Genomic DNA, 20573 nt, shown 5'->3' with positions numbered 1-20573 from the left:
GTCACCCTTCCTGTGCGATCGCGACCCGGCGCCCGGTTTCGGCGCTTTCGATCGCGGCAAAGACCATGGCCAGGCTCTTGATGTTGTCGGCGCCACGCGTCTCCGGCTCGCTGCCGGTTTCGACGGCGCGCACAAAATCCTGGATAATGCCGAGATGGCCGCCGATGCGGTCATTGGGATCGAGCGGCGGCACGGCGAGCGGCTCTGTGCGATCGAACAGGCCTTCACGGATAGGCCGCGCGACTTCCGCCCTCAGCCCATCCTCACCGTCCCAGACCAGGCTGCCGTGCTCGGCGACGATGCGCCATGTGCTCTCCCAACTGGTGCGGAACCCGTCGGCGCACCAGGAGCCGGCATAGGTGAACAGCTTGCCGCCGCCGAGCTCGAAAATTGCGGTGGCCGACGATCCCTGCCGGTACCAGGAATTGACCGGCTCCCATTCCTGGCAGTAGACGCTGGCCGGCGCGCCGCCGACCATGTAGCGGGCGGCGTCGAAAGTATGGATCGCCATGTCGAGCAGCAGGACATGGCGCATCTCCTCGCGAAACCCGCCGAAATGCGGCGCGACGAAGAATTCGGCGTGGATGCTGGTTGGCGCACCAATGGCGCCGGAATCGAGAAAACGCCTGATGCGCCTGACGTTGGCGACATAGCGGCGGTTCTGGACGACGGCGTGCACGCGCCTGGCGCGTCGGGCTGCCTCGACGATGGCGCGCGCGTTCTCCGGGCTGTCAGCCAGCGGCTTCTCCGTCAGGAGGTGACAGTGATGCGCAAAGGCCGAAAGCGCGACATCGCGCCGAGCCGCCGGAACCACGACGTCGAACACAGCGTCGGGCTTGGTCTGGTCGAGCACGGCGTCAAGATTGGTCCCGACAATGGCGCCGGCAAGCTCGTATTCGCGCGCCCTTGCCTTCGCCCTGTCGGCGTCGAGGTCGACAAGGCCGACAATAGCCAACCCGTCGATCTGCCTCGCCGCATCGAGCCAGTGCTTGCTCATCGCTCCGCAGCCGACCAGGACGACATTCATCATCCAGCGCTCCTCCTCCGCTCGGCCCCTCCAGACTGATCGTCACGGCATTCACGGCATGACCGTAAACGTTTTTCCGTAAACGTTTACGAGAACACACCGGAAGGCGTAGAATGTCAATTGGCCGCTCGCGAAAATCACCTAGATCACCTTGGCCTGAAGAGCGGCCGATGATAGCCAGGCAAGGGGGAGAACTGTCCTTTGGCGTCCAGCATCCACGACCTTGCGCGTCACCTGAACATTTCGATCGGCACCGTGTCGCGCGCGCTCAACGGCCGTGCCGACGTCAATGCCGACACCCGCCAGCGCGTGCTCGATGCGGCGGCAAAGCTGAACTATTCGCCGAACCAGTCCGGCCGCAGCCTGCGCCGCGGCGCCACCCACTCGATCGCCTTCATGCTGCAGCCGCACCCGGGCGACCAGCAATATGGCGAGCCGTTCTTCATTCCATTCCTGACCGGGCTGCAGGCGAAACTCGCCGAAAGCGGGCTCGATCTGATCGTGGTGATGGGCGCGCCGGGCGACTACCAGCAGGAGCGCCTGCGCCGGGTGGTCGAGACGCGCCGGGCCGACGCCGTGGTGCTGGCCTATACGCGTCGCGAGGACGAGCGCATCGATTACCTGACCAGGGTCGGATTCCCGTTCGCGACGCTCGGCCGCAGCCGCTCCGGCGGCAAGACCTATCCGTCGCTCGACCTCGATTTCGAAAAAGCCGGGGCCGACGCGGTCGACCGCCTGGTGGCGCGCGGCCATCGCCGCATCGCCGCCATCCGCCCGTCCCTCAACCTCAATTTCGGCTACCTGTTCCTGGCCGGCTATCGCAAGGCCTTGCGGCGGCACGGCATCGAGGTCGACCCCGGGCTGATCGCGAAAGGCTTCATCAACGAGGCCGGCGGCGACGCGGTGACGCCGCAGGTCATGCGCTCCAAGGACCCGCCGACCGCCATCATCTTCAACAATGACGCGATGGCACTCGGCGGCTGCAAGGCGCTGGCCGAGATGGGCATCAAGCCGGGCCACGACATTGCGGTGATCGTCATCGTCGACACGCCGCTCTGCCGCTATTTTTCACCGGCACTGACCGGCTTCCGCCCTCGCCTGGAGCCGATGGGACGGCGGCTTGCCGAAATGTTGCTGGCGTCGATCCCGGCCTTCGCCGGCCCCGAAGGCGCGCGGATCATCCGTGAGGTCTGGCCGCTGGAGCTGATCGCGCGCGACAGCGACTGATGATGGCCGGGCCTTCCCTCCAGCCACGTCGATCGCCTAGGATGAGTCAGGCGCAGCAGGGGAGAATCCATGGGCAAGGGACGGGTCGAGGCATTTTCCGATGGCGTCATGGCCATCATCATCACCATCATGGTGCTGGAATTGAAGGTGCCGCATAGCGCGGATTTTTCCGCGCTGGCACCGCTATGGCCCACCTTTCTCAGCTACGTGCTGTCCTTCATCTATGTCGGCATCTACTGGAACAATCTGCACAACATGTTCCACACCGTGCAGCGGGTCGATGGCCGCGTGCTGTGGGCGAATTTGCATCTGCTGTTCTGGCTGTCGCTGATGCCCGTGACCACCGCCTTCATGGGCGAAAACCATTTCGCGCCGGTGCCTGTCGCCGTTTACGGTGTTGTCCTGGCGCTTTGCGCGGCCGCCTACTTCATTCTGGTCGTCCTCCTGCACCGGCTGCATGGCAACGACACTGCCTTCGCCAGAGCGGCAGGCACCGATCGCAAGGAAAAGATCTCGGTGGTCCTCTACATCGCCGTCATTCCGCTGACCTTCGTCAATCAATGGATCAGCGTCGCGCTCTATGTGCTGGTTGCCATGATCTGGTTCGTGCCGGACAAGCGTTTCGAAAGGCAGATCGAAAAATAGGTCCGCCCTATCCCCGCATCGCCTTCAGCTTTTCCGCCACCGAGGCCGCAAGGTCGGCATAGCGCTCCTCCAGCCGCTCGGCCGCCTTGATCACCGAAAAATCATGGCCGAATTTTTCCAGCGCCATGCGCAGCTTCTCGACGAACTCCGCCTGCTTTTCGAGCGCCGAAAACAGCGTTCTCACTTGCGCTTCGCTGATGTCGGGATTGGCAAGCATTTGCGGCACCTCACGGCTCATCTGGTCGCCGGTGGCGGTCTGTTCTTTCAGGATCTCGATCCAGTCGGTCAATCGGTAATCTCCTTCTTACGCGGACAGCATGCGCAGCGCCTGCCGATGTGGTCAACCCAAGGACGCCCAAACGGGGTTGCGCGAGCCTGTCGCCGCGTTAAGTTCGGCGCAACCTGAACGAGGACACGATCGATGACCACCGACGCCGAAATCCAGAGCGCTTTGCCTGCCCTTGGCTCCGGCAACGTTGCCGTCATCACCGGCGGCGCCAGCGGCATCGGCCTTGCCGCGGCCAGGCGGCTGGCGGCAATGGGCCTGAAAATCGTGCTGGCCGACATCGGCGGCGCGCGGCTCGATGAGGCTGCCGGTGCCGTTGCAACGATTGCCGGCGACAGCGCGGTACTCGCGGTCGCCACCGACGTCTCGAAAGCCGACGAAGTCGACCGGCTGGCCGAAAAGGCATTCAATGCCTTCGGCGGCGTGTCGCTGTTGATGAACAATGCCGGCGTCGGCAACAATCCCGGCAAACCCTGGGAGAACCGCGACGCCTGGAAGCGGCTGCTGGACATCAATTTCTGGGGCGTCATCCATGGCGTCGAGGCCTTCGTGCCGCGCATGTTGGCGGCCGGCAGGCCCGGCCTGATCGTCAACACCGGCTCCAAGCAAGGCATCACGACGCCGCCCGGCAACCTTGCCTACAACGTCTCCAAATCGGGCGTGAAGAGCTTCACCGAAGGGCTGGCGCATGCGCTGCGCAACGAGCCCGGCGGAAAGATTGCTGCGCATCTGCTCATTCCGGGGTTCACTTTTACCGGCCTGACCGAGGGTGCAACCGAAAAGCCCGCCGGCGCCTGGACCGGCGAGCAGGTGATCGACTTCATGATGGCCGCGCTGGTGCGTGGCGACTTCTACATCCTGTGCCCCGACAACGAGGCGACACGGACCATGGACGAAAAGCGCATGGCCTGGGCGATCGGCGACATCATCGAAAATCGCCCTGCTCTGTCGCGCTGGCACCCGGACCACAAGGACGCTTTCGCGGCGTTCATGGAAAGGTGACGCTCACGCCGCATGCGTCTTCGAGCCGCGCTTTTGCGCAGTGGCTTTCTTGACCGCCGTATCATGCCGTTTCGCCGCCTGTTCACATTTTCTACGGATCTCCTCGACCTCGGATTCGGTCAGGTGCTCGATGCCGATAAAGGTATTGTGAGCTTTGCCGACCCGGATCAACTCGTCGAGTTTCGTCTGAATCGCCGTGCCATCGCGGTTCTGGGTGTTCTGGATGAGGAACACCATCAGGAAGGTGACGATCGTCGTGCCGGTGTTGATGATGAGCTGCCAGGTATCGGAAAACCCGAACATCGGTCCGCTTGCCGCCCACGCAACAATGATCAGGAAACAGACGGCGAATGTCGCCGGCAGACCGGCAAGATGGGCAACGTAGGTGGCGATCCTGGTGAAAAGCTTCTCCATCATGGCAGGAGAAACAACCAGCATCCGCTCCGGGTTCCCTCCTTTCCCCGACGTAGCCGTTTAGAGACCCGCAAGGATCAGGGGATTTCGTGCTCCCAGCGGTCGAGGAAGGCCTCGATGGAAAGCACCTGCATGTCAGGAATCGCCCTGGCGAGTTTTTCGACCGACCAGTCCCACCAGCCGAGGCTTTCAATCCGCGCAGCGGTTTTCTCGGCAAAACGCTGGCGCAGCGGCTTGGCCGGAACCCCGGCGACGATCGCATAGGCAGGTACATCGCGCGTCACCACCGCATTGGCGCCGACGATCGCGCCATTGCCGATGCTCACATCAGGCATGATCACCGCACCATGACCGATCCAGACGTCGTGGCCGATGGTGACGGGCGTCGCCCGCCGTCGCTCCCGAAATCCGGCGTCGACGCCGAGCCAGCGGAGATATTCGTTTGGCCGATAGCTGATCTTGTGCTGGGTCAACCGTTCGATCGGATGCTCGAGCGCGTTGATACGGCTGTTGGCGGCGATCGAACAGAACTTGCCTGTTGTCGTGTAGATCGCCTCGGCGTGGCGCTCGAAATAGGAGAAGTCACCGACTATGACTTCGCGCAAGATGACCCGCTCGCCGATCGAGGCGTAGCGCCCAAGCTTGCATGCCTTCAACTCCGCGGTCGGGTGGATCCGCGGCTCGGGGTCTTTCAGGACGAGGTTTTCGGGACGGTCCATCCCGGCGGCTTTACGCCCGAGCGGTTAGTCCCGCAAGCGGGAGCAATCGTCGTCACCTGTTTCCAGAGCCTATTTCGGCTTGCCGTTGGTCCACTCCACGTTCTGGCCATAGAGCGGCACCGTGGTGACCGACATTTTCGCCGAACCGTCCTGCACCTGGCGCGAATGCGACAGATAGATCAGGGTCTCGTTGGCTTTATCGTAGATGCGGTTCACCACCTGTTTCTTCCAGATCAGGCTGATGCCTTGCTTGAACACCTCCTCGCCGGCCTCGCTCATGTCGATGTCGCCGATGGTGATCGGCCCGGTTTGGCGGCAGGCGATCGAGGAATCGGATGGGTCCTCGAACCAGTTGCCCTTTTGCAGGCGATCGATCACGCCACGGTCGAAATAAGAGACATGGCAGGTCACGCCTTCAACCTTCGGGTCCTTGATCGCCTCGACGATGATGTCGTTGCCGAGCCAGTCGACGCCGACCTTGCCGACCTCCTGAGCGACAGCCGCACCAGCACCGACGACAAGGCATGCGGCCAAAGCGCCGATCAGTTTTCGCCCAATCAGTCCTTGCCCAATCAGTCCTTGCAAGGAAGCCTCCTGCCGTTCGAGTTTTGCCGACCTCAGGTGGGACGGGCGGCAGCACTTTGCAAGCGGATCATTTTTTAAGAGAAAGCCGGTTGCGGCAACGCGACATCTTTGCGCGAGCGAGATCAAACCGTTAAGAGTGTTCGCCCAACAAGCTCCAAAGGCGCCGATACGGCGCCGATGAAAATAGCGACGGACAGCCAATTGATGATGCGTTCAATACTGGTCGGCATTCTCGTCCTGATGGCGGCGGGCATCGGCTGGCTCACCTTTGAATGGTACCGCGGGCATTATGGCGGCGAGCCGTTCGGCGCGCCGTTCACGCTGGTCGACCAGAAGGGCGCTCCAATCACCGAGGCTGCCTTTCGCGGCCAGCCCAGCGTCGTCTTCTTCGGCTTCACCCACTGCCCGGAAGTCTGCCCGACCACGCTGTTCGAACTGGCCGGCTGGCTGAAGACGATGGGCGACGATGGCAAGAACCTGCGCGCCTATTTCGTGACGGTCGACCCGGAGCGCGACACGCCCGAAATCATGAACGCCTATATCAGCAACTTCTCCGATCGCATCCTCGGCATCACCGGCGATCCGGACAAGGTCCGCGCCATGGCCAAATCCTTCGGCATCTATTCAAAAAAGGTCGATACCGGCAACGGCGACTACACGATGGACCACACTGCTTCGGTGCTGCTGCTCAACGCCAGGGGCGATTTCGCCGGCACCATCGCCTATGGCGAAAGCCCGGACGCCGCCATCGCCAAGCTCAAGCGGCTGGCGGCAGGTTAGTGCATGGTCCCGAACCGACGGTCCGCGCCAGCGAAAAGTGGGAACCGGTTTTCGGACAAGATCATGCTCACGAAGAAAATCGTTTGATGACCCAAACGCGGCTTTATTTCACCACTGGAAAGATCGAGGCCGACCGTATCTTCGCGGCGTTCGAAGCGGCATTCGAAGATGAGGGCCTGCCGATTGGCTTGGTCGACGTCGACGAGGACCGCGACATCCACGAAGTGTCACTCTATGCCGACGGCGATGTCGATGCCGTCGAGGCGCGCTTGAAGGAGATCCTTGCCGGGCTGGCCCTGTCGAGGCCGATTGCGCGCGAGCCCGTGCCTGATATCGACTGGGTGACGCGTTCGTTGGAGGGACTGAAGCCGGTACGCGCCGGCCGTTTCTTCGTCCACGGCGCGCATGACCGCAGGAAGCGCCACAGCGGCGAACTCGCCATCGAGATCGAAGCGGGCCTGGCTTTCGGCACCGGCCATCACGGCACCACCGCCGGATGCCTCGAGATGCTGGAACAGGTCGTGCGGCGCGAGCGCCCGCGCAACGCGCTCGACCTCGGCACCGGCAGCGCGGTGCTGGCCATCGCGCTGGCCAAGCTCGCCCATGTCCCGGTGCTGGCGACCGACATCGATCCGGTCGCCACAAAAGTCGCCGCCGCCAACGCGCGGCTCAACCACGTCAAGGCGCTCGTCGAAACGGTGACGGCGCCGGGCTTCCACCATCCGATTTTTGCCGCGCGCGGCCCTTTTGGCCTCATCGTCGCCAATATACTGGCGCGGCCGCTGATGCGGCTGGCGCCCGAAATGGCCGGGCATGTCGGTTTGGGCGGCTCGATCGTGCTGTCGGGCATCCTCGACCGGCAGCGCGACGCGGTGATCTCCGCCTATGTCGGCCAGCAGTTCCGCCATGTCAGGACGTTGCATCGCGAAGGCTGGGTGACAATCCACCTCAAGCGGTGACGCGCAGCGCCTTCAATCGCACGCCGCAAATTCGCTCAGACATAGCGCGACCTTGCCGCCTTCTTCAGTTCTTCGCGATCGTAGCCGTTCGCTTTCAGCGTTTCGTCGTCAAAGCCAAGCAGAACCGCGCTCACATAGCGGCTCGCTTCGCGCTGGCGCGCTTCGATGAGAGCGTTCACGGCGCTTCTGAAAAATCCGCGTCTGGCTGAAATCGTGGACATGATGGTCTCCTTTGCAGGGCAGTAAGACTCGTTCCTCCACGCCAAAAAGGTAAGCTCTGCTGACCTTTTTTTAAATCGCTGATTCTGCATGGCGTCCATGCGCAAAAGCGATGCTGGACCGAACAGGGCAATCACTGCAGGCAAAAGAGGGCCTCCCAGCTCACGTAGAATGACCACCGTCGATGTCGGCGTTGTCCCTCATTGCCCTGCCGGGCAATGAGGGGCAGCGCAGACCTGAAGCGATTGCCCTGCTGGACCGAATTCGGCCGGCGCCTGGCGTAGCAAAAGTCGATTCCGATTTTCGGGGTCATGCGCTACGGTCGCGCCAAAGCATCGGGCCCAAAAGTGGAAACCGGTTTTGGGAAAACCCGATGCTCAAACATAAAACCTGGATGTGAGCGGCGGCACGGGTCGACTAGTCCGCCGCTCGCATCCAGCATCCGAGGAGAGGCCATGATGTTCCAGACCTTTGATTCCGCAGGCGACCCCGCCGTCGGCAAGCCACGTGTGGCGTTGCTGCGTCAATGGCTGGCGGCCAACGGGCTGGACGGCTTCATCGTGCCTCGTGCCGACGAGCATCAGGGCGAATATGTCGCCGACCGCTCGGCGCGGCTGAAATGGCTGACCGGCTTCAGCGGCTCGGCCGGGGTCGCCATCGTGCTCGGCGACCGTGCCATCATGTTCGTCGACGGCCGCTACACGCTGCAGGTGCGCCACGAGGTCGATCTCGACATCTTTTCGATCGAAAGCCTGGTCGACAATCCGCCCGCCACCTGGATCAAGGACAATCTCGGCAAGGGCGTGCGGCTTGGCTTCGACCCGTGGCTGCAGACGATCGGCGACGTGAAAGCGCTGAAAGCGTCGGCCGAAAAATCGGGAGCGACATTGGTGCCGCTCGAGAGGAATCCGATCGACGCCATTTGGCAGAACCAGCCCGAACCGCCGCTGGCGCCGGTCGAGCTTCATCCTATCGGCTTTGCCGGCGAATTGGCCAAGGACAAGCTGGCGCGGCTGGCCGAGTCGATCGGCAAGGATGGCGCCACCCATGCCGTGCTGACCGACCCGTCCTCCATCGCCTGGGCCTTCGACATCCGCGGCGGCGATGTGCCGCACACGCCGCTGGCGCTCGGCTTCGCCGTGCTCGCCGCCGATCGATCGCACCTGCTTTTCATGGACCAGCGCAAGTTTTCACGCACCGTCGCGGCCTATCTGACGCAGCTCGCCGAATTGCACGAACCCGGTGAATTCGAAGCTGCTATCGCAGCCCTGGCCAAGGGCGGCGCTAAGATCGCGCTGGATCCGGTGCTGGCGGCGGAGAGACTGAGAATGCTGGTCGAGGACAATGGCGGCACCGTCATCACCGCACCCGACCCTGCCCGCATTCCGCGCGCGACGAAAAACCAGGCCGAGATCAGCGGCGCCCGCGCCGCGCACCGCCGCGATGGCGCCGCCGTTGCCAAGCTGCTTTGCTGGCTCGACCGCCAGGAACCGGGCAAGCTCGACGAGATCGCGGTCGTCACCAAGCTCGAGCAGTGCCGCCGCAGCACCGGCGAGGAAACACAGATGCCGCTGCGCGACGTGTCCTTCGACACCATCGCCGGCGCCGGCCCGAACGGCGCCATCATGCACTACCGCGTTTCCCGCGCCACCAGCCGAAAGCTTCAGTCTGGCGAACTGTTCCTGCTCGATTCGGGCGGGCAGTATCAGGACGGCACCACCGACATCACCCGCACCGTGCCGATCGGCACACCGACCGAGGAAATGCGCGAACGCTTCACGCTGGTGCTGAAGGGCATGATCGGCATTTCCATGCTGCGCTTTCCCCCGGGCACGCGCGGCTCCGAGATCGACGCCGTGGCGCGCCTTGCCCTGTGGAAACACGGTTGCGATTTCGCCCATGGCACGGGCCATGGCGTCGGCTCCTATCTGGCCGTGCACGAGGGCCCGCAGCGCATCGCCAGGACCGGCACCGAAAAGCTGCTGGCAGGCATGATCGTCTCCAACGAGCCGGGCTACTACAAGGAGGGTTCTTACGGCATTCGCATCGAGAATCTCATCCTGGTGACGCCGGCCGAACCGATAGAGGGCGGCGACATCGCCATGCACGGCTTCGAGACGCTGACGCTGGCGCCGATCGACACCAGGCTGGTGCGGTCTGACCTTTTGACGCGCGACGAGCTGTATTGGCTCGACCAATACCACGCCCGCGTGCTGGCCGAGATCGGACCGATGCTCGACGGCGAGACGCTGGCCTGGCTGGAGAAGGCAACCGCACCGCTGCCGCACGACCAGAAGATTTGATTTCTCGGAAAGACTGGTGGCTCAGCTAGGGACCCAAGGATGCCGGTCCGCAGGCAATGGCCTGCGGCCTTATCGCTGCCTTCTAACCTCCAAGGTCGCCGACGGATTTCGCTTTGAAACTCGTTGAAGACACATGGCGGGTGCAGGGTGACGGTCGTGTCGGCACAAGGTCTGGCGTGGTGGAACGAGAAGGCAGAGCGTGGGCGAAACCGACGAGCGGCTGCTGGCGCTGATCGCTCAGAACAATGCGGCTGCGGTGGAAGCCATGGTCGAGCGCAAGCTGCCGCGGCTGATCCGTCTCGCCACGCGAATGCTGGGCGACCGCGGCGAGGCCGAGGATGTCGCGCAGGAGACGTTCTTGCGCATCTGGCGGGCGGCTCCGGGCTGGCGCGCCGGCGAGGCGAAGTTCGACACCTGGCTGCATCGCGTCGCGCTCAATCTCTGCTACGACCGGCTGCGCAGGCGGCGGGAGACGCCGGTGGCGGAACTTCCCGATCGCCCCGACGAACGCCCGGGCGTGGAAGCGGATATGCTCGCGGCCGACGATCAGCACCAGGTGCGGCGCGCGCTGGCCGAGTTGCCGGAGCGCCAGCGCGAGGCGATCGTGCTGCAGTATTATCAGGAGCTTTCGAATAGCGATGCGGCAGAGGTCATGGGCATCAGCATCGAGGCATTGGAAAGCCTGTTGTCGCGGGCGCGGCGGCAGCTGCGCTCCAGGCTCGGACGAGACAGGGACGAAATGACATGACTCCAGAGAGGTTTTCCGAGCTCGTTGCCGCCTATGGCGGGTCGCCGCAGCGCTGGCCTGAAAACGAGCGCACGGCAGCGCTGGACTTCATCGCCGCCAATCCGGCTCAAGCCGAAGCCGCGCTTGCACCGGCGGTGGAGCTCGACGATCTGCTGTCGCGCCATCGCGTCGCAGCTCCGGACGACGCGCTCGCGCGAAGGATCATCGCCACGGCGCCGTCTGCGCTTTGGCGCCGCACCCAACTCGTTTGGCGGTGTGCCGGATTGGCCGGCATCGGACTGGCGGGCGCGCTGGCCGGGGCGCTGACAGTCGCCGTGCTGCTGCCGCCCAACAGCGCCCCTGACGATGGCGACACCTATGCGCTGACCGCATTCGGCGACATGCAGGGGGACGTGCAATGAGCGAACGCAGCATCAGGATCCTGCTTGCCGTCTCGCTGGCACTGAACGTGTTCGTGCTCGGCGCCGCCGCCGGCGCTGGCTATATATGGCAGGCGCAGCAGGGGCAGCGCGACAGAGCGGGCGACCAGCGCGGCCTGCGCTTCGCCGCGGCCGGCCTGTCGCCCGACCAGCGCAAGGCCTTCCGCCAGGCGCTCGCAGAGGCGCGGCGCCAGTCGGCTGCCGACATCGAAGCGGCTCGGGTCGGCCGCGAGGCGGTGGCGCGCCTGATCGAGGCTGAGCCGATCGACGCAGCGGCGGTCAATGAGACGCTCGCCTCGGTCCGGCAAGCCGATATGGCGCTGCGCGGCCGGCTCGAACAGGCAATCGTGACCTTCGCGACGGGACTGATGGCAGCCGACAGGGCGCGACTTGTCGACGGCCTGCGCGGCCGCAGCAACATGCTGCGCCGAGCGGGCGAAAAATAGAGCTGGAAACAGCGACGGATTCCAGTCGCTGCCGCGTTGAAGCCTCCAAAAGCAATGCTGACGGAGGCACCATTGGCAAGTCCGAGCGATGTGGCGGTTGCGCTCAACCGCTTCGGCCTGGGCGCCCGGCCCGACGACGAGGCGCCGGCCGACCCGAAATCCTGGCTGATAGCGCAGTTCGAAAGCTACGACGCAAACCCGGCGGTCTTTTCCGGCGCGCAGGACTCGGCCACACTCGGCGCCGGCTATGCCGAAGCGATGCTCGAGGCCAAAGACGCCGACGCGGCCGCAAAGATGGCCGCCCGCAAGGCGGCGCGCCAGGAGGCTCAAGCGCTTTATCGCGACGAGGTCGACATGCGAGCACGCGCAGCGCTCGAAACATCGACCCCCTTCGTCGAACGGCTCGTGCATTTCTGGTCGAACCATTTCGCCATCTCGGCGGAGAAACCGCAGGTGACCCTGATCGCCGGCGCCTTCGAGCGCGAGGCGATCCGCCCACATGTGCTCGGCCGCTTCGAAGATATGCTGCTCGCCGCCGAGCGCCACCCGGCGATGCTGTTCTATCTCGACCAGGTGCGCTCGATCGGTCCCAACTCGAAAGTTGCCAAACGCGCCGCAAAACGCAGCGCCAAGCGCAAACCCGGCATCAACGAGAACCTGGCCCGCGAAATCATGGAACTGCACACACTCGGTGCACGCTCCGGCTACAGTCAGGCCGACGTGACCGAATTCGCACTGGCGCTGACCGGTTTCAGCACCGGACGCGCTAAAGGGCGAGGCCAGGCCGGCGCTTTCACCTTTCGACCCGGGCTGCACGAACCGGGCCAACGCACGATCATCGGCCAGACCTACGACCAGCGCGGCGACAAACAGGCGCTCGCCGTGCTCGGCGACCTCGCGGCGGCCGAGGCAACCGCAACGCACATCGCAACCAAGCTGGCGCGCCACTTCATCGCCGACGAACCGCCGGCCGCGGTCGTGACGCGGCTCGCCGAAGCCTTTCGCCGGTCAAAGGGCGATCTCGTCGCGGTCTACCGCGCGCTCCTCGACAGTCCAGAAGCCTGGCAACCAGCAGCGGCGAAGTTCAAGACGCCGTGGGAATGGACGATCTCGGCGCTGCGCGGCCTGGGCCGCAGCGAACTCGGCAAGCCGCGTCTGGCGCAACTGCTCAACCAACTCGGCCAACCGGCATGGCGGCCGCGTTCGCCGGCCGGCTATGACGATGTTGCCGGGAGCTGGGCAGCACCCGACGCACTGGTCCGCCGGGTCGAGGTGGCGCAGCGCCTCGCCGCGCAGGTTGGCGATATCGATCCGCGAGATCTCGCGCGAAAACTCTTTGCCGGCTCGCTCAGCGACCTGGCGATGGCCGAGATCGAGCGCGCCGAGAGCCGGCGCACCGGCATCGCGCTGCTGCTCGTGTCGCCCGAATTCCAACGAAGATGACTTTCAGCGAAGATGATTTCCAGAGGAGATGACCAAGATGGAACGCCGTCAATTCCTTACTCTCGCCGGCGCCGGCCTCGGCTCGATGCTGATCGCGCCGCGCATCGTCTTCGCCAATGTGGAAACCGATCGCCGCTTCGTTTTCATCATCCAGCGCGGCGCCGCGGACGGGCTGGACACCATCGTTCCCTATGCCGACCCCGCCTACCGCGCACTGCGCGGCCCATTGGTCATCGACGATCCGATAAAGCTTGACGGCACGTTTGGCCTGCATCCTTCGCTCACCGGTCTCCGCAAGCTGCATCAGGACAAGCAGGCGCTGTTCGTCCACGCGGTCGCTTCGCCCTATCGCGAGCGCTCGCATTTCGACGGTCAAAATGTGCTCGAAAGCGGCGGCAGGTCGCCCTACGAGCGCAAGGACGGTTGGCTGAACCGGCTGGTCGGCATGCTGCCGAAGTCTCGCGGCGAAGCAATCGCTTTTGCACCGACCATCCCGCTGGCGCTGCGAGGCGAGGCAGACGTCACCTCCTATGCGCCGTCCGCCCTGCCAGTGGCGCCGGACGACCTGATGACGCGCGTCGGCAAGCTCTATGACGCCGACGAACAGCTGCATGCGCTGTGGAGCAGCGCGATGGAGACAAGGGCGTTGGGCGCGGTGAACGCGCAGCGCAAGGACGCAGCGAGCGTCGGCCGCACCGCCGCGGGCTTCCTCGCCAAGGCCGGCGGACCGCGCGTTGCCATGATCGAAACCAGCGGCTGGGACACCCATAGCGGCCAGCAAGCCAGGCTGGCCAACCAGCTCAGAGCGCTCGACGGGCTCATCGATGGGTTGCACGTTGGCCTCAGCGATGTCTGGAAGGATACGACCGTGCTGGTCGCCACCGAGTTCGGCCGCACTGTCGCCGTCAACGGCACTGGCGGCACCGACCACGGTACGGCATCGGCTGCGATGATCGCTGGCGGAGCGGTGAATGGCGGGCGGGTGCTGGCCGATTGGCCGGGACTGTCTGCCGGTGCGCTCTACCAAGGACGCGACCTCGCCCCGACGCTCGACCTCGACGCGCTGATTGCGGTGACATCAGCCGAAACGTTTGGTCTCGATCCGCAAGAGACGATGCGCAGGCTCTTTGCAGGAGGTCGATTCGATCCCGCGATCTCCAACATCGTGCGCAAGTAAGACTGGCGTACTCAGCCGGTCCGGTTACCCGACGAACTGCCGGGCCAGCACCAGCACGACGGCGCCGGCCAAAAACATCGCCATCAGCCCGCCGCGCAGCGAGACCAGCCCGGCAACGATCAACGCCGCCCATTCCGCCGGCCCGCCGCCAAGCGCCGCCGGCGCCACCAGCGTCGTCAGCACCGCCGCCGGCACGGCGTTCAGCCCCGCCTCGACGCGCGGATGGATGTTTTCGAAGCGCGAGATCACCAGATGGCCGCCGATGCGGGTCAGATAGGTCGCGATCGCACCGGCGATGATGATCCACAAGGTTGTGCTCATGGCCGCGCCTCCACGCCGCTGTGGCGCGGCGGCAGGATGACCGCGAGCAGCACGCCGGCCACGGCGCCAATCGAGACGTGCCAGGGCGAGCCCACCGTCTTGTAGGCGATGATGGAGGCAGCAGCACTGGCGACGACCACCGGCAGCCAAAGTGGCCGTTTGCGAAAGCCCATGACCAGTCCGAGGAAATAGATCGGCAGCAGAAAATCGATGCCCAGCGCATGGGTATCGGGAATAAGCCTGCCGAATACCGCGCCAAGCGCGCTTTCGGTCACCCAGAACACATAGACCGGCAGGCCAAGCCCCATATACCAGGCGAAGCCGACCGTCTCGCCAGCCTCCGCCTTGCGCTCGGCCACGGCGAACTGCGGATCGGTGAGCAGGAAATAGCCGACCGCCTGCTGCACCGGCGGCCAGTGCGCGATGCGCCGGCCAATGCCCGCGGAGTAAAGCACATGGCGGAAATTCACGGCGAAGATCGACAGCACGATCAGCCAAGGCGCGACATGCTGCCCGAACAATTCGATGCCGACCATCTGGCTGGCGCCGCCGAAAACCATGGCGCTCATCAGCAAGGCTTCAAGCACCGAAAATCCGTTGTCGACGGCGAGCGCCCCGAACAGCAGTCCAAACGGCGCCGCCGCCACCACGACGGGCATGCTGAGCCGTACGCCTTGCCAGAAATCGCTTTTTGCGCGGTTTTCGGAGATTGCTTCCGCCGACATCAGCCACTCCTTAGAGCGCCGCTCGTCCTTTTGGACGAGCAAAGGACGCTCTAACACTTTGAATCCACAGAGCGCCGCTCGTCCTTTTGGACGATCAAAGGACGCTCTAACACTTTGATTCCACGCGTCGGGCCATCCGAAAATCGATCCCGATTTTCGGGCCGATGCGGGGGAAAGCTGGTATGTAGGGAGCGCTGTCAGCCTTGTCACACCAATTCGCTTGAGCCAACGATCAGCGGAAGTGATCCTCGTCGCAGGTTCAGGCGTGCGCGTTTCGGCCAGTGCTCAGTCCACCGGGACCTTGGCTTCGATCGCCCTGCCCCAGTCGAGCAGCGGCTTGGCCCGCAAGGCGAAATCGACCAGCTCGTCGACCAGCGCCGGCCCGTGGATTCCCGCAGGGTCGATTTCGTGCCGGACGGCGAAATGCCGGTTGCGGATGGCCGCCGCGAGATCGGCCGCCGTGACAGGCTCGAAGCCGCGTGGCGCGCGCTTCATGCAGCCTTCCGCATCGAGTTCGAGGCGGTTTTGCTTCAGCGCCTCGATCAGCGCCCGGAATTCACCCGGCCGCGTCGCGATGGCGTTGCGCATTGCCAGCAGCAGCGCCGGTCCGGGCTGCCACCAGGCGACGCCGGCAAAGCAGCGCTCAAGCCCGATATGGATGAAGAACACGCCCTGTTCCATCTTGGTGCCATCAGGCGAGAGGATTGCCGACAGATGCCGGTTGTAGGGCCGTTTGTCCTTGGCGAAGCGCACGTCGCGATTGATCCGGAACAGCGACTTCTTGCGATCGCCGCGCAAGCCCAGCCCCGCTGCCGCGAAGCGCTCGGAGAGCGTTTCGACCAGATCGCCGAAGGGGTCGCGCAGCTCGCTTTCGAAGAGGTCGCGGTTTTCCAGAAACCACTCCCGGCTCTGATGAAAATCGAGCGCCTTGAGGAAGGGAATGGCCTTTTGGCCGAAACCGCTGAACGCGCCTTCCATCACGCCTTGCCGATCCGCGCCAACCAAGCGTCTTCGTCGATCACCTCGATGTCGAGTTCGGTGGCAAGCTTGAGCTTGGAGCCAGCACCTGGCCCGGCAACGACGAGATCGGTCTTCTTCGACACCGAGCCGGCGACCTTGGCGCCGAGCTTTTCGGCCATCGCCTTGGCTTCGTCGCGCGACATCTTTTCCAGCGCGCCGGTGAAGACCACCGTCTTGCCGGAGACCGGCGACGACACGCCACCGACCGGCTCCTCGTCGAGCACTGTTACTTCCGCCAGCAATGCATCGAGCGCCTGCCGGTTATGGTCTTCAGCGAAGAAATCGACCACCGCCTCGGCAACGATCGAGCCGATGCCGTTGATGCCGTTCAACTCCTGCCAGGCAGCGTTGCCAGGGTCGCCCTTGCCGGCCGGCATGACGGCGTTCTGCCCGGCTTCGCGGAAGGCGGCAAAGGATAGGAAATGGCGGGCCAGCCGCTTGGCGTTGGTCTCGCCGATGTGGCGGATGCCGAGCGCATAGAGGAAGCGCGAGAACTCGACCTGCCGCCGATCGTCGATTGCCGCGAACAGCTTGCGTACCGAGGTCGCGCCGAAACCGTCAACGTTCTCGAGCTTGGTCAGCGATGCTGCCTGCCGCTTCTTCAGCGTAAAAATATCGGCCGGCGAATAGATGCGTAGTGTCGGATCCTCAGCGTGGAAGAAGAACTCGATCTGCTTCTCACCGAGCCCCTCGATATCGAAAGCACCCCGAGAGACTAAATGGCGCAGACGCTCCACCGCCTGCGCGGGGCAGATCAATCCGCCGGTGCAGCGCCTGACTGCTTCCCCCTCCTCGCGCACGGCGTGGCTGCCGCAGGCCGGGCAAAGCACTGGGAAAGCATATGGCACACTGTCGGGCGGCCGCTTTTCCATGACCACGTCGATGACCTGCGGAATGACATCGCCAGCACGCTGGATGCTCACCGTGTCGCCGATGCGAATGTCGCGGCCTTCGCGGATCGGCTGGCCGTTGTTGCCGATGCCCTTGATGTAGTCCTCATTGTGCAGTGTCGCGTTGGTCACCACGACGCCGCCGACCGTCACCGGCACCAGCCGCGCCACCGGCGTCAGCGCGCCGGTGCGGCCGACCTGGATGTCGATGCCGGTCAGGATCGTCGTCGCCTTCTCGGCCGGGAATTTGTGAGCGATCGCCCAGCGCGGCGAACGCGAGACGAAGCCCAGCCGCTGCTGCAGTTCGAGGCTGTTCACCTTGTAGACGACACCGTCGATGTCGTAGCCGAGCGTCGCCCGGTTGGATTCGATCAGCCGGTATTGCTCGAGCAGTCCCTCGACGCTGTCGAACAGCTTCATCAGCGGATTGACCCTGAAGCCAAAGCGCTCGAACGCCGCCACCATGCCCATCTGCGTGTCGGCGGGCATGGCGCTCACCTCACCCCAGGTATAGGCGAAAAACCGCAGCGGCCGGCTGGCTGTGATCGAGGTGTCGAGTTGGCGCAAGGAGCCTGCCGCCGAGTTGCGCGGATTGGCAAAAACCTGCTTTCCGGCCTCGGCATTGCGGCGATTGAGCTCGGCAAAGTCGGTGAGGCGCATATAGACCTCGCCCCGCACTTCCAGCACATCGGGACAATCGCCTGAGAGCACGTTGGGAATCTCGGCGATGGTGCGGGCGTTGGCCGTCACATCCTCGCCGACCTGGCCATTGCCGCGCGTTGCCGCCGTCACCAGCCGTCCGGCCTCGTAGCGCAGCGACAGCGACAGGCCGTCGATCTTCGGCTCGGCAGTCATCGCCAGCGGCGCGTCGGCGCCGAGCCTGAGGAAACGGCGGATCCGGCCGACGAAATCGATCACGTCCGCATCGGCGAAAGCGTTGTCGAGCGACAGCATCGGAATGGCATGGACGATCTTGCGGAATTTCTCCGACACCGCCGCGCCGACTTTGCGTGACGGCGAATCCTCGCGCACAAGGGCAGGAAACCGCTGCTCGATGGCAAGGTTGCGCCGCCGCAGCGCATCGTAGGCCGCGTCCGAAATCGTCGGCGCGTCCTCGGCGTGGTAACGCTGGTCGTGGGCGGCGATTTCCTCGGCCAACCGTTTCAGCTCGCTGGCTGCTTCACTTTCGCCGAGTGAATCGACTGGTTTTTCGGGCATGCACGGCTCCTCGACGCTGACCCGGAACGATTTCCTGGGCCATGCGCGAAATCAAATTGCTACAGCGTCCTTGCGCGTTCGAAGGACGCGCGGCGCGCCACAATAGATCAGGATTTTGAGAAAATCATTGCTGAACAGCAGGATGGAGCCACATCCTGACTCGATCCACAACGCCGAGCATGAGGTCCGCTAATGCATGTCGCGCAAAAGCATGCCCTCGGGCTTGAACCGAGCGTGCGCAGCGGTTTTGCGATAACGACATGCATAAAAACAAGAACCTAAAGCGCGTCGCATGAATTCGTTCAAATGCGACGCGCTTTAGGCCGCGGTGTTTTCGCGAAGCAGCCGCTCGGCCGCTGCGCGCGCCTCGTCGGTGATGGTCGCCCCGGCAAGCATCCGCGCGATCTCTTCCTGGCGCGCCGCCCGGTCCATCTCGGCGATGCCGGTGGCGACGCGATCGGCGCCGCCGGATTTGGAGATCAGGAAATGCGTCGCCGCGCGTGCCGCCACTTGCGGCGCGTGCGTGACCGAAAGCACCTGCACGCGCTTCGACAGCCGCGCCAGCCTTTGCCCGATGGCGTCAGCCACCGCGCCGCCAACGCCGGTGTCGATTTCATCGAACACCAACGTCGGCGCCGAGCCGCGGTCGGCCAGCGCCACCTTCAGCGCCAACAGGAACCGCGAAAGTTCGCCTCCGGAGGCGACTTTCATCATCGGGCCCGGCCTTGTGCCGGGATTGGTGCGCACCCAGAACTCGACCTGATCGATGCCGTCTTCCATGCGGCTCTCGGCCTCGCTTGTCATTTCGACGATGAAGGCTGCCCGTTCGAGCTTCAGCGCCGGCAGTTCGGCCATCACCGCCCTGGTCAATCCGACCGCCGCCGCATGGCGAAGCGACGAAAGCTGGGCAGCGGAAATGTCATAGGTCTCGCGCGCGGCGCCGGCCTGCTTCTGCAGCCCGTGCAGGCGCTCCTCGCCGGCGTCGAGATCGGCGAGGTCTGCGGCCATCGTATCGCGCAATTGCGCCAGGTCGTCGACCGCCACACTGTGCTTGCGTGAGGCGGCGCGCAGCGAAAACAGCCGCTCCTCGGCCTGTTCCAGCCGCCGCGGATCGTATTCGGTGGCGCGAAGTGCAGCTTCCACGCCCGATTGCGCTGCGTCGAGCGACAGCATCGCCTCATCGAGCGATTTGACCACGTCGTCGAGCAGGCCGGGCGCCTCCGTCACCTTGCGCTGCAGCCGCCGCAACAGGCTGGCGAGTTGCGGCAGGGGCGAAGACGGGCCTGAGAGCACATCTTGCGCATCGTGGATTTCCGAGGCGATCTTTTCCGCCCGCATCATCGAGGCGCGCAACTCGGCAAGGTCGGCTTCCTCGCCTGGCTGGGGGTCGAGCTTCGTCAATTCGGCGACCGCGGCGCGCAGATAGTCAGCCTCACGGGCCGCCGCTTCCACCTTGGCGCGATGCCGCGAAAGTTCCTGTTCGCAGGCCCGCCAGTACCGCCATGCCTCGCCGGTCGCCCGCACAGCGCCGAGATGACCGCCAAAACTGTCGAGCAATTCGCGATGGGCGCCGGGATCGACCAGGGCACGTTCGTCATGCTGGCCGTGGATTTCGACCAGCGCGTGACCGACATCGCGCATCAGTGTAACGCTGGAAGGCTGGTCGTTGACGAAGACGCGGGTACGGCCATCCGCCGTCTGCACGCGGCGCAGGATGATGTCGCCATCGTCCTCGATAGCGTTGTCGGCAAGCAGCATGCGGGCAGGATGGTTGCGCGGCACGTCGAACACGGCAATGACCTGGCCCTGTGCCGCGCCATGCCGCACCAGCGAGGCGTCGCCGCGGGCGCCAAGCGCCAGCGACAGCGCGTCGAGCAGGATGGATTTTCCAGCACCGGTTTCGCCGGTCAGCACCGAAAGACCGGACGAGAAGTCGATGTCCAGCTTCTCGATCAGAACGATATCGCGGATCGACAGTCTGGAAAGCATGGTGACGCGCC

22 protein-coding genes are annotated in these 20573 nt (G+C 64.4%); 11 read left to right on the top strand and 11 right to left on the bottom strand.

Annotated elements, in window-relative coordinates:
- Position 1: 1 nt before the first annotated feature.
- Complete coding sequence (locus AC0L2B_RS13835) at positions 2–1030, bottom strand: Gfo/Idh/MocA family protein (protein ID WP_287291540.1); 1029 nt, start codon at positions 1028–1030, stop codon at positions 2–4.
- A gap of 198 nt (positions 1031–1228) precedes the next feature.
- Here AC0L2B_RS13835 and AC0L2B_RS13830 point away from each other — a divergent pair, with 198 nt between their 5' ends.
- The gene (locus AC0L2B_RS13830) at positions 1229–2254 is read left to right on the top strand and encodes a LacI family DNA-binding transcriptional regulator (RefSeq protein ID WP_023798764.1); all 1026 of its coding nucleotides are present in this window, start codon (positions 1229–1231) and stop codon (positions 2252–2254) included.
- Positions 2255–2323: 69 nt separating this feature from the next.
- Positions 2324–2899, top strand: a complete 576-nt coding sequence (locus tag AC0L2B_RS13825) for a TMEM175 family protein (protein ID WP_473745717.1) — start codon at positions 2324–2326, stop codon at positions 2897–2899.
- Positions 2900–2906: 7 nt separating this feature from the next.
- Here the strand turns inward: AC0L2B_RS13825 and AC0L2B_RS13820 are convergent, their stop codons facing one another.
- The gene (locus AC0L2B_RS13820) at positions 2907–3188 is read right to left on the bottom strand and encodes a hypothetical protein (protein ID WP_128167136.1); all 282 of its coding nucleotides are present in this window, start codon (positions 3186–3188) and stop codon (positions 2907–2909) included.
- Between the two features lie 132 nt (positions 3189–3320).
- Between AC0L2B_RS13820 and AC0L2B_RS13815 the strand changes: the two genes are divergently transcribed.
- Positions 3321–4187 carry an SDR family NAD(P)-dependent oxidoreductase gene (locus AC0L2B_RS13815; RefSeq protein WP_473745716.1) on the top strand — a complete coding sequence of 289 codons (867 nt, stop codon included), beginning with the start codon at positions 3321–3323 and terminating at the stop codon, positions 4185–4187.
- 3 nt (positions 4188–4190) lie between these two features.
- On the opposite strand, the gene AC0L2B_RS13810 is transcribed toward AC0L2B_RS13815, so the two are convergent.
- From AC0L2B_RS13810 to AC0L2B_RS13800, 3 genes are all read right to left on the bottom strand, one after another.
- A complete protein-coding gene (locus AC0L2B_RS13810; RefSeq protein ID WP_473745792.1) occupies positions 4191–4601 on the bottom strand; it encodes a low affinity iron permease family protein in 411 nt (136 codons plus the stop codon).
- A gap of 77 nt (positions 4602–4678) precedes the next feature.
- Positions 4679–5320, bottom strand: a complete 642-nt coding sequence (locus tag AC0L2B_RS13805; RefSeq protein WP_473745715.1) for a DapH/DapD/GlmU-related protein — start codon at positions 5318–5320, stop codon at positions 4679–4681.
- A 69-nt stretch (positions 5321–5389) separates the two neighbouring features.
- The gene (locus tag AC0L2B_RS13800) at positions 5390–5905 is read right to left on the bottom strand and encodes a CreA family protein (protein WP_473745714.1); all 516 of its coding nucleotides are present in this window, start codon (positions 5903–5905) and stop codon (positions 5390–5392) included.
- 204 nt (positions 5906–6109) lie between these two features.
- On the opposite strand from AC0L2B_RS13800, the gene AC0L2B_RS13795 reads away from it, so the two are divergent.
- Together AC0L2B_RS13795 and AC0L2B_RS13790 are read left to right on the top strand one after the other, a co-directional pair.
- Complete coding sequence (locus tag AC0L2B_RS13795; RefSeq protein WP_128246426.1) at positions 6110–6685, top strand: SCO family protein; 576 nt, start codon at positions 6110–6112, stop codon at positions 6683–6685.
- 86 nt (positions 6686–6771) lie between these two features.
- Positions 6772–7644 carry a 50S ribosomal protein L11 methyltransferase gene (locus tag AC0L2B_RS13790; protein WP_473745713.1) on the top strand — a complete coding sequence of 291 codons (873 nt, stop codon included), beginning with the start codon at positions 6772–6774 and terminating at the stop codon, positions 7642–7644.
- Between the two features lie 35 nt (positions 7645–7679).
- Here AC0L2B_RS13790 and AC0L2B_RS13785 read toward each other — a convergent pair whose 3' ends face one another.
- Positions 7680–8009 carry a hypothetical protein gene (locus AC0L2B_RS13785; RefSeq protein ID WP_473745712.1) on the bottom strand — a complete coding sequence of 110 codons (330 nt, stop codon included), beginning with the start codon at positions 8007–8009 and terminating at the stop codon, positions 7680–7682.
- A 312-nt stretch (positions 8010–8321) separates the two neighbouring features.
- On the opposite strand from AC0L2B_RS13785, the gene AC0L2B_RS13780 reads away from it, so the two are divergent.
- The 6 genes from AC0L2B_RS13780 (at position 8322) to AC0L2B_RS13755 (ending at position 14399) form a co-directional block, all read left to right on the top strand.
- Positions 8322–10166 (top strand): aminopeptidase P family protein, encoded by a 1845-nt coding sequence (locus AC0L2B_RS13780; protein ID WP_473745791.1) that lies wholly within the window; start codon positions 8322–8324, stop codon positions 10164–10166.
- 199 nt (positions 10167–10365) lie between these two features.
- A complete protein-coding gene (locus AC0L2B_RS13775) occupies positions 10366–10914 on the top strand; it encodes an RNA polymerase sigma factor (RefSeq protein WP_473745711.1) in 549 nt (182 codons plus the stop codon).
- On the top strand, positions 10911–11315 hold the full coding sequence (locus AC0L2B_RS13770; protein ID WP_091594174.1) for a hypothetical protein: 405 nt from the start codon (positions 10911–10913) through the stop codon (positions 11313–11315). The genes AC0L2B_RS13775 and AC0L2B_RS13770 overlap by 4 nt, the downstream gene beginning before the upstream one ends.
- A complete protein-coding gene (locus AC0L2B_RS13765; protein ID WP_473745710.1) occupies positions 11312–11779 on the top strand; it encodes a periplasmic heavy metal sensor in 468 nt (155 codons plus the stop codon). Before AC0L2B_RS13770 ends, AC0L2B_RS13765 begins: the two co-directional genes overlap by 4 nt.
- 72 nt (positions 11780–11851) lie before the next feature.
- Positions 11852–13222, top strand: a complete 1371-nt coding sequence (locus AC0L2B_RS13760; RefSeq protein WP_473745709.1) for a DUF1800 domain-containing protein — start codon at positions 11852–11854, stop codon at positions 13220–13222.
- A gap of 37 nt (positions 13223–13259) precedes the next feature.
- Positions 13260–14399, top strand: coding sequence for a DUF1501 domain-containing protein (locus AC0L2B_RS13755; protein WP_473745708.1), 1140 nt, complete (start codon positions 13260–13262; stop codon positions 14397–14399).
- A gap of 24 nt (positions 14400–14423) precedes the next feature.
- Here AC0L2B_RS13755 and AC0L2B_RS13750 read toward each other — a convergent pair whose 3' ends face one another.
- The 5 genes from AC0L2B_RS13750 to recN all read right to left on the bottom strand — a co-directional run bounded on the left by AC0L2B_RS13750 (position 14424) and on the right by recN (position 20562).
- Entirely contained in the window at positions 14424–14720 is a 297-nt protein-coding gene (locus tag AC0L2B_RS13750; protein WP_091594168.1) for an AzlD family protein, read from the bottom strand.
- A complete protein-coding gene (locus tag AC0L2B_RS13745) occupies positions 14717–15445 on the bottom strand; it encodes an AzlC family ABC transporter permease (RefSeq protein ID WP_128167158.1) in 729 nt (242 codons plus the stop codon). Before AC0L2B_RS13745 ends, AC0L2B_RS13750 begins: the two co-directional genes overlap by 4 nt.
- Positions 15446–15730: 285 nt before the next feature.
- On the bottom strand, positions 15731–16423 hold the full coding sequence (locus tag AC0L2B_RS13740) for a DUF2461 domain-containing protein (RefSeq protein WP_473745707.1): 693 nt from the start codon (positions 16421–16423) through the stop codon (positions 15731–15733).
- Positions 16423–18573 (bottom strand): NAD-dependent DNA ligase LigA, encoded by a 2151-nt coding sequence (gene ligA, locus AC0L2B_RS13735; protein WP_473745706.1) that lies wholly within the window; start codon positions 18571–18573, stop codon positions 16423–16425. The genes AC0L2B_RS13740 and ligA overlap by 1 nt, the downstream gene beginning before the upstream one ends.
- 318 nt (positions 18574–18891) lie before the next feature.
- Positions 18892–20562: a DNA repair protein RecN gene (recN, locus tag AC0L2B_RS13730; protein WP_473745705.1), complete on the bottom strand. Its 1671-nt coding sequence runs from the start codon at positions 20560–20562 to the stop codon at positions 18892–18894.
- Positions 20563–20573 lie beyond the last annotated feature (11 nt).

It is taken from the genome of Mesorhizobium sp. WSM4815 (assembly GCF_055811575.1).
Note: the sequence above shows the minus strand (reverse complement) of the source record. Positions and strands in the feature narration are given on the sequence as shown.

Excerpts from the sequence above, each read along its gene's own strand:
- AC0L2B_RS13825 (WP_473745717.1), top strand. The coding sequence starts at position 2,324 with ATGGGCAAGGGACGGGTCGAGGCATTTTCCGATGGCGTCATGGCCATC.
- AC0L2B_RS13750 (WP_091594168.1), bottom strand. The coding sequence starts at position 14,720 with ATGAGCACAACCTTGTGGATCATCATCGCCGGTGCGATCGCGACCTAT.
- recN (WP_473745705.1), bottom strand. The coding sequence starts at position 20,562 with ATGCTTTCCAGACTGTCGATCCGCGATATCGTTCTGATCGAGAAGCTG.
- AC0L2B_RS13745 (WP_128167158.1), bottom strand. The coding sequence starts at position 15,445 with ATGTCGGCGGAAGCAATCTCCGAAAACCGCGCAAAAAGCGATTTCTGG.
- AC0L2B_RS13805 (WP_473745715.1), bottom strand. The coding sequence starts at position 5,320 with ATGGACCGTCCCGAAAACCTCGTCCTGAAAGACCCCGAGCCGCGGATC.
- AC0L2B_RS13795 (WP_128246426.1), top strand. The coding sequence starts at position 6,110 with ATGATGCGTTCAATACTGGTCGGCATTCTCGTCCTGATGGCGGCGGGC.
- ligA (WP_473745706.1), bottom strand. The coding sequence starts at position 18,573 with ATGCCCGAAAAACCAGTCGATTCACTCGGCGAAAGTGAAGCAGCCAGC.
- AC0L2B_RS13835 (WP_287291540.1), bottom strand. The coding sequence starts at position 1,030 with ATGATGAATGTCGTCCTGGTCGGCTGCGGAGCGATGAGCAAGCACTGG.
- AC0L2B_RS13790 (WP_473745713.1), top strand. The coding sequence starts at position 6,772 with ATGACCCAAACGCGGCTTTATTTCACCACTGGAAAGATCGAGGCCGAC.
- AC0L2B_RS13755 (WP_473745708.1), top strand. The coding sequence starts at position 13,260 with ATGGAACGCCGTCAATTCCTTACTCTCGCCGGCGCCGGCCTCGGCTCG.
- AC0L2B_RS13770 (WP_091594174.1), top strand. The coding sequence starts at position 10,911 with ATGACTCCAGAGAGGTTTTCCGAGCTCGTTGCCGCCTATGGCGGGTCG.
- AC0L2B_RS13815 (WP_473745716.1), top strand. The coding sequence starts at position 3,321 with ATGACCACCGACGCCGAAATCCAGAGCGCTTTGCCTGCCCTTGGCTCC.
- AC0L2B_RS13780 (WP_473745791.1), top strand. The coding sequence starts at position 8,322 with ATGTTCCAGACCTTTGATTCCGCAGGCGACCCCGCCGTCGGCAAGCCA.
- AC0L2B_RS13765 (WP_473745710.1), top strand. The coding sequence starts at position 11,312 with ATGAGCGAACGCAGCATCAGGATCCTGCTTGCCGTCTCGCTGGCACTG.
- AC0L2B_RS13740 (WP_473745707.1), bottom strand. The coding sequence starts at position 16,423 with ATGGAAGGCGCGTTCAGCGGTTTCGGCCAAAAGGCCATTCCCTTCCTC.
- AC0L2B_RS13810 (WP_473745792.1), bottom strand. The coding sequence starts at position 4,601 with ATGGAGAAGCTTTTCACCAGGATCGCCACCTACGTTGCCCATCTTGCC.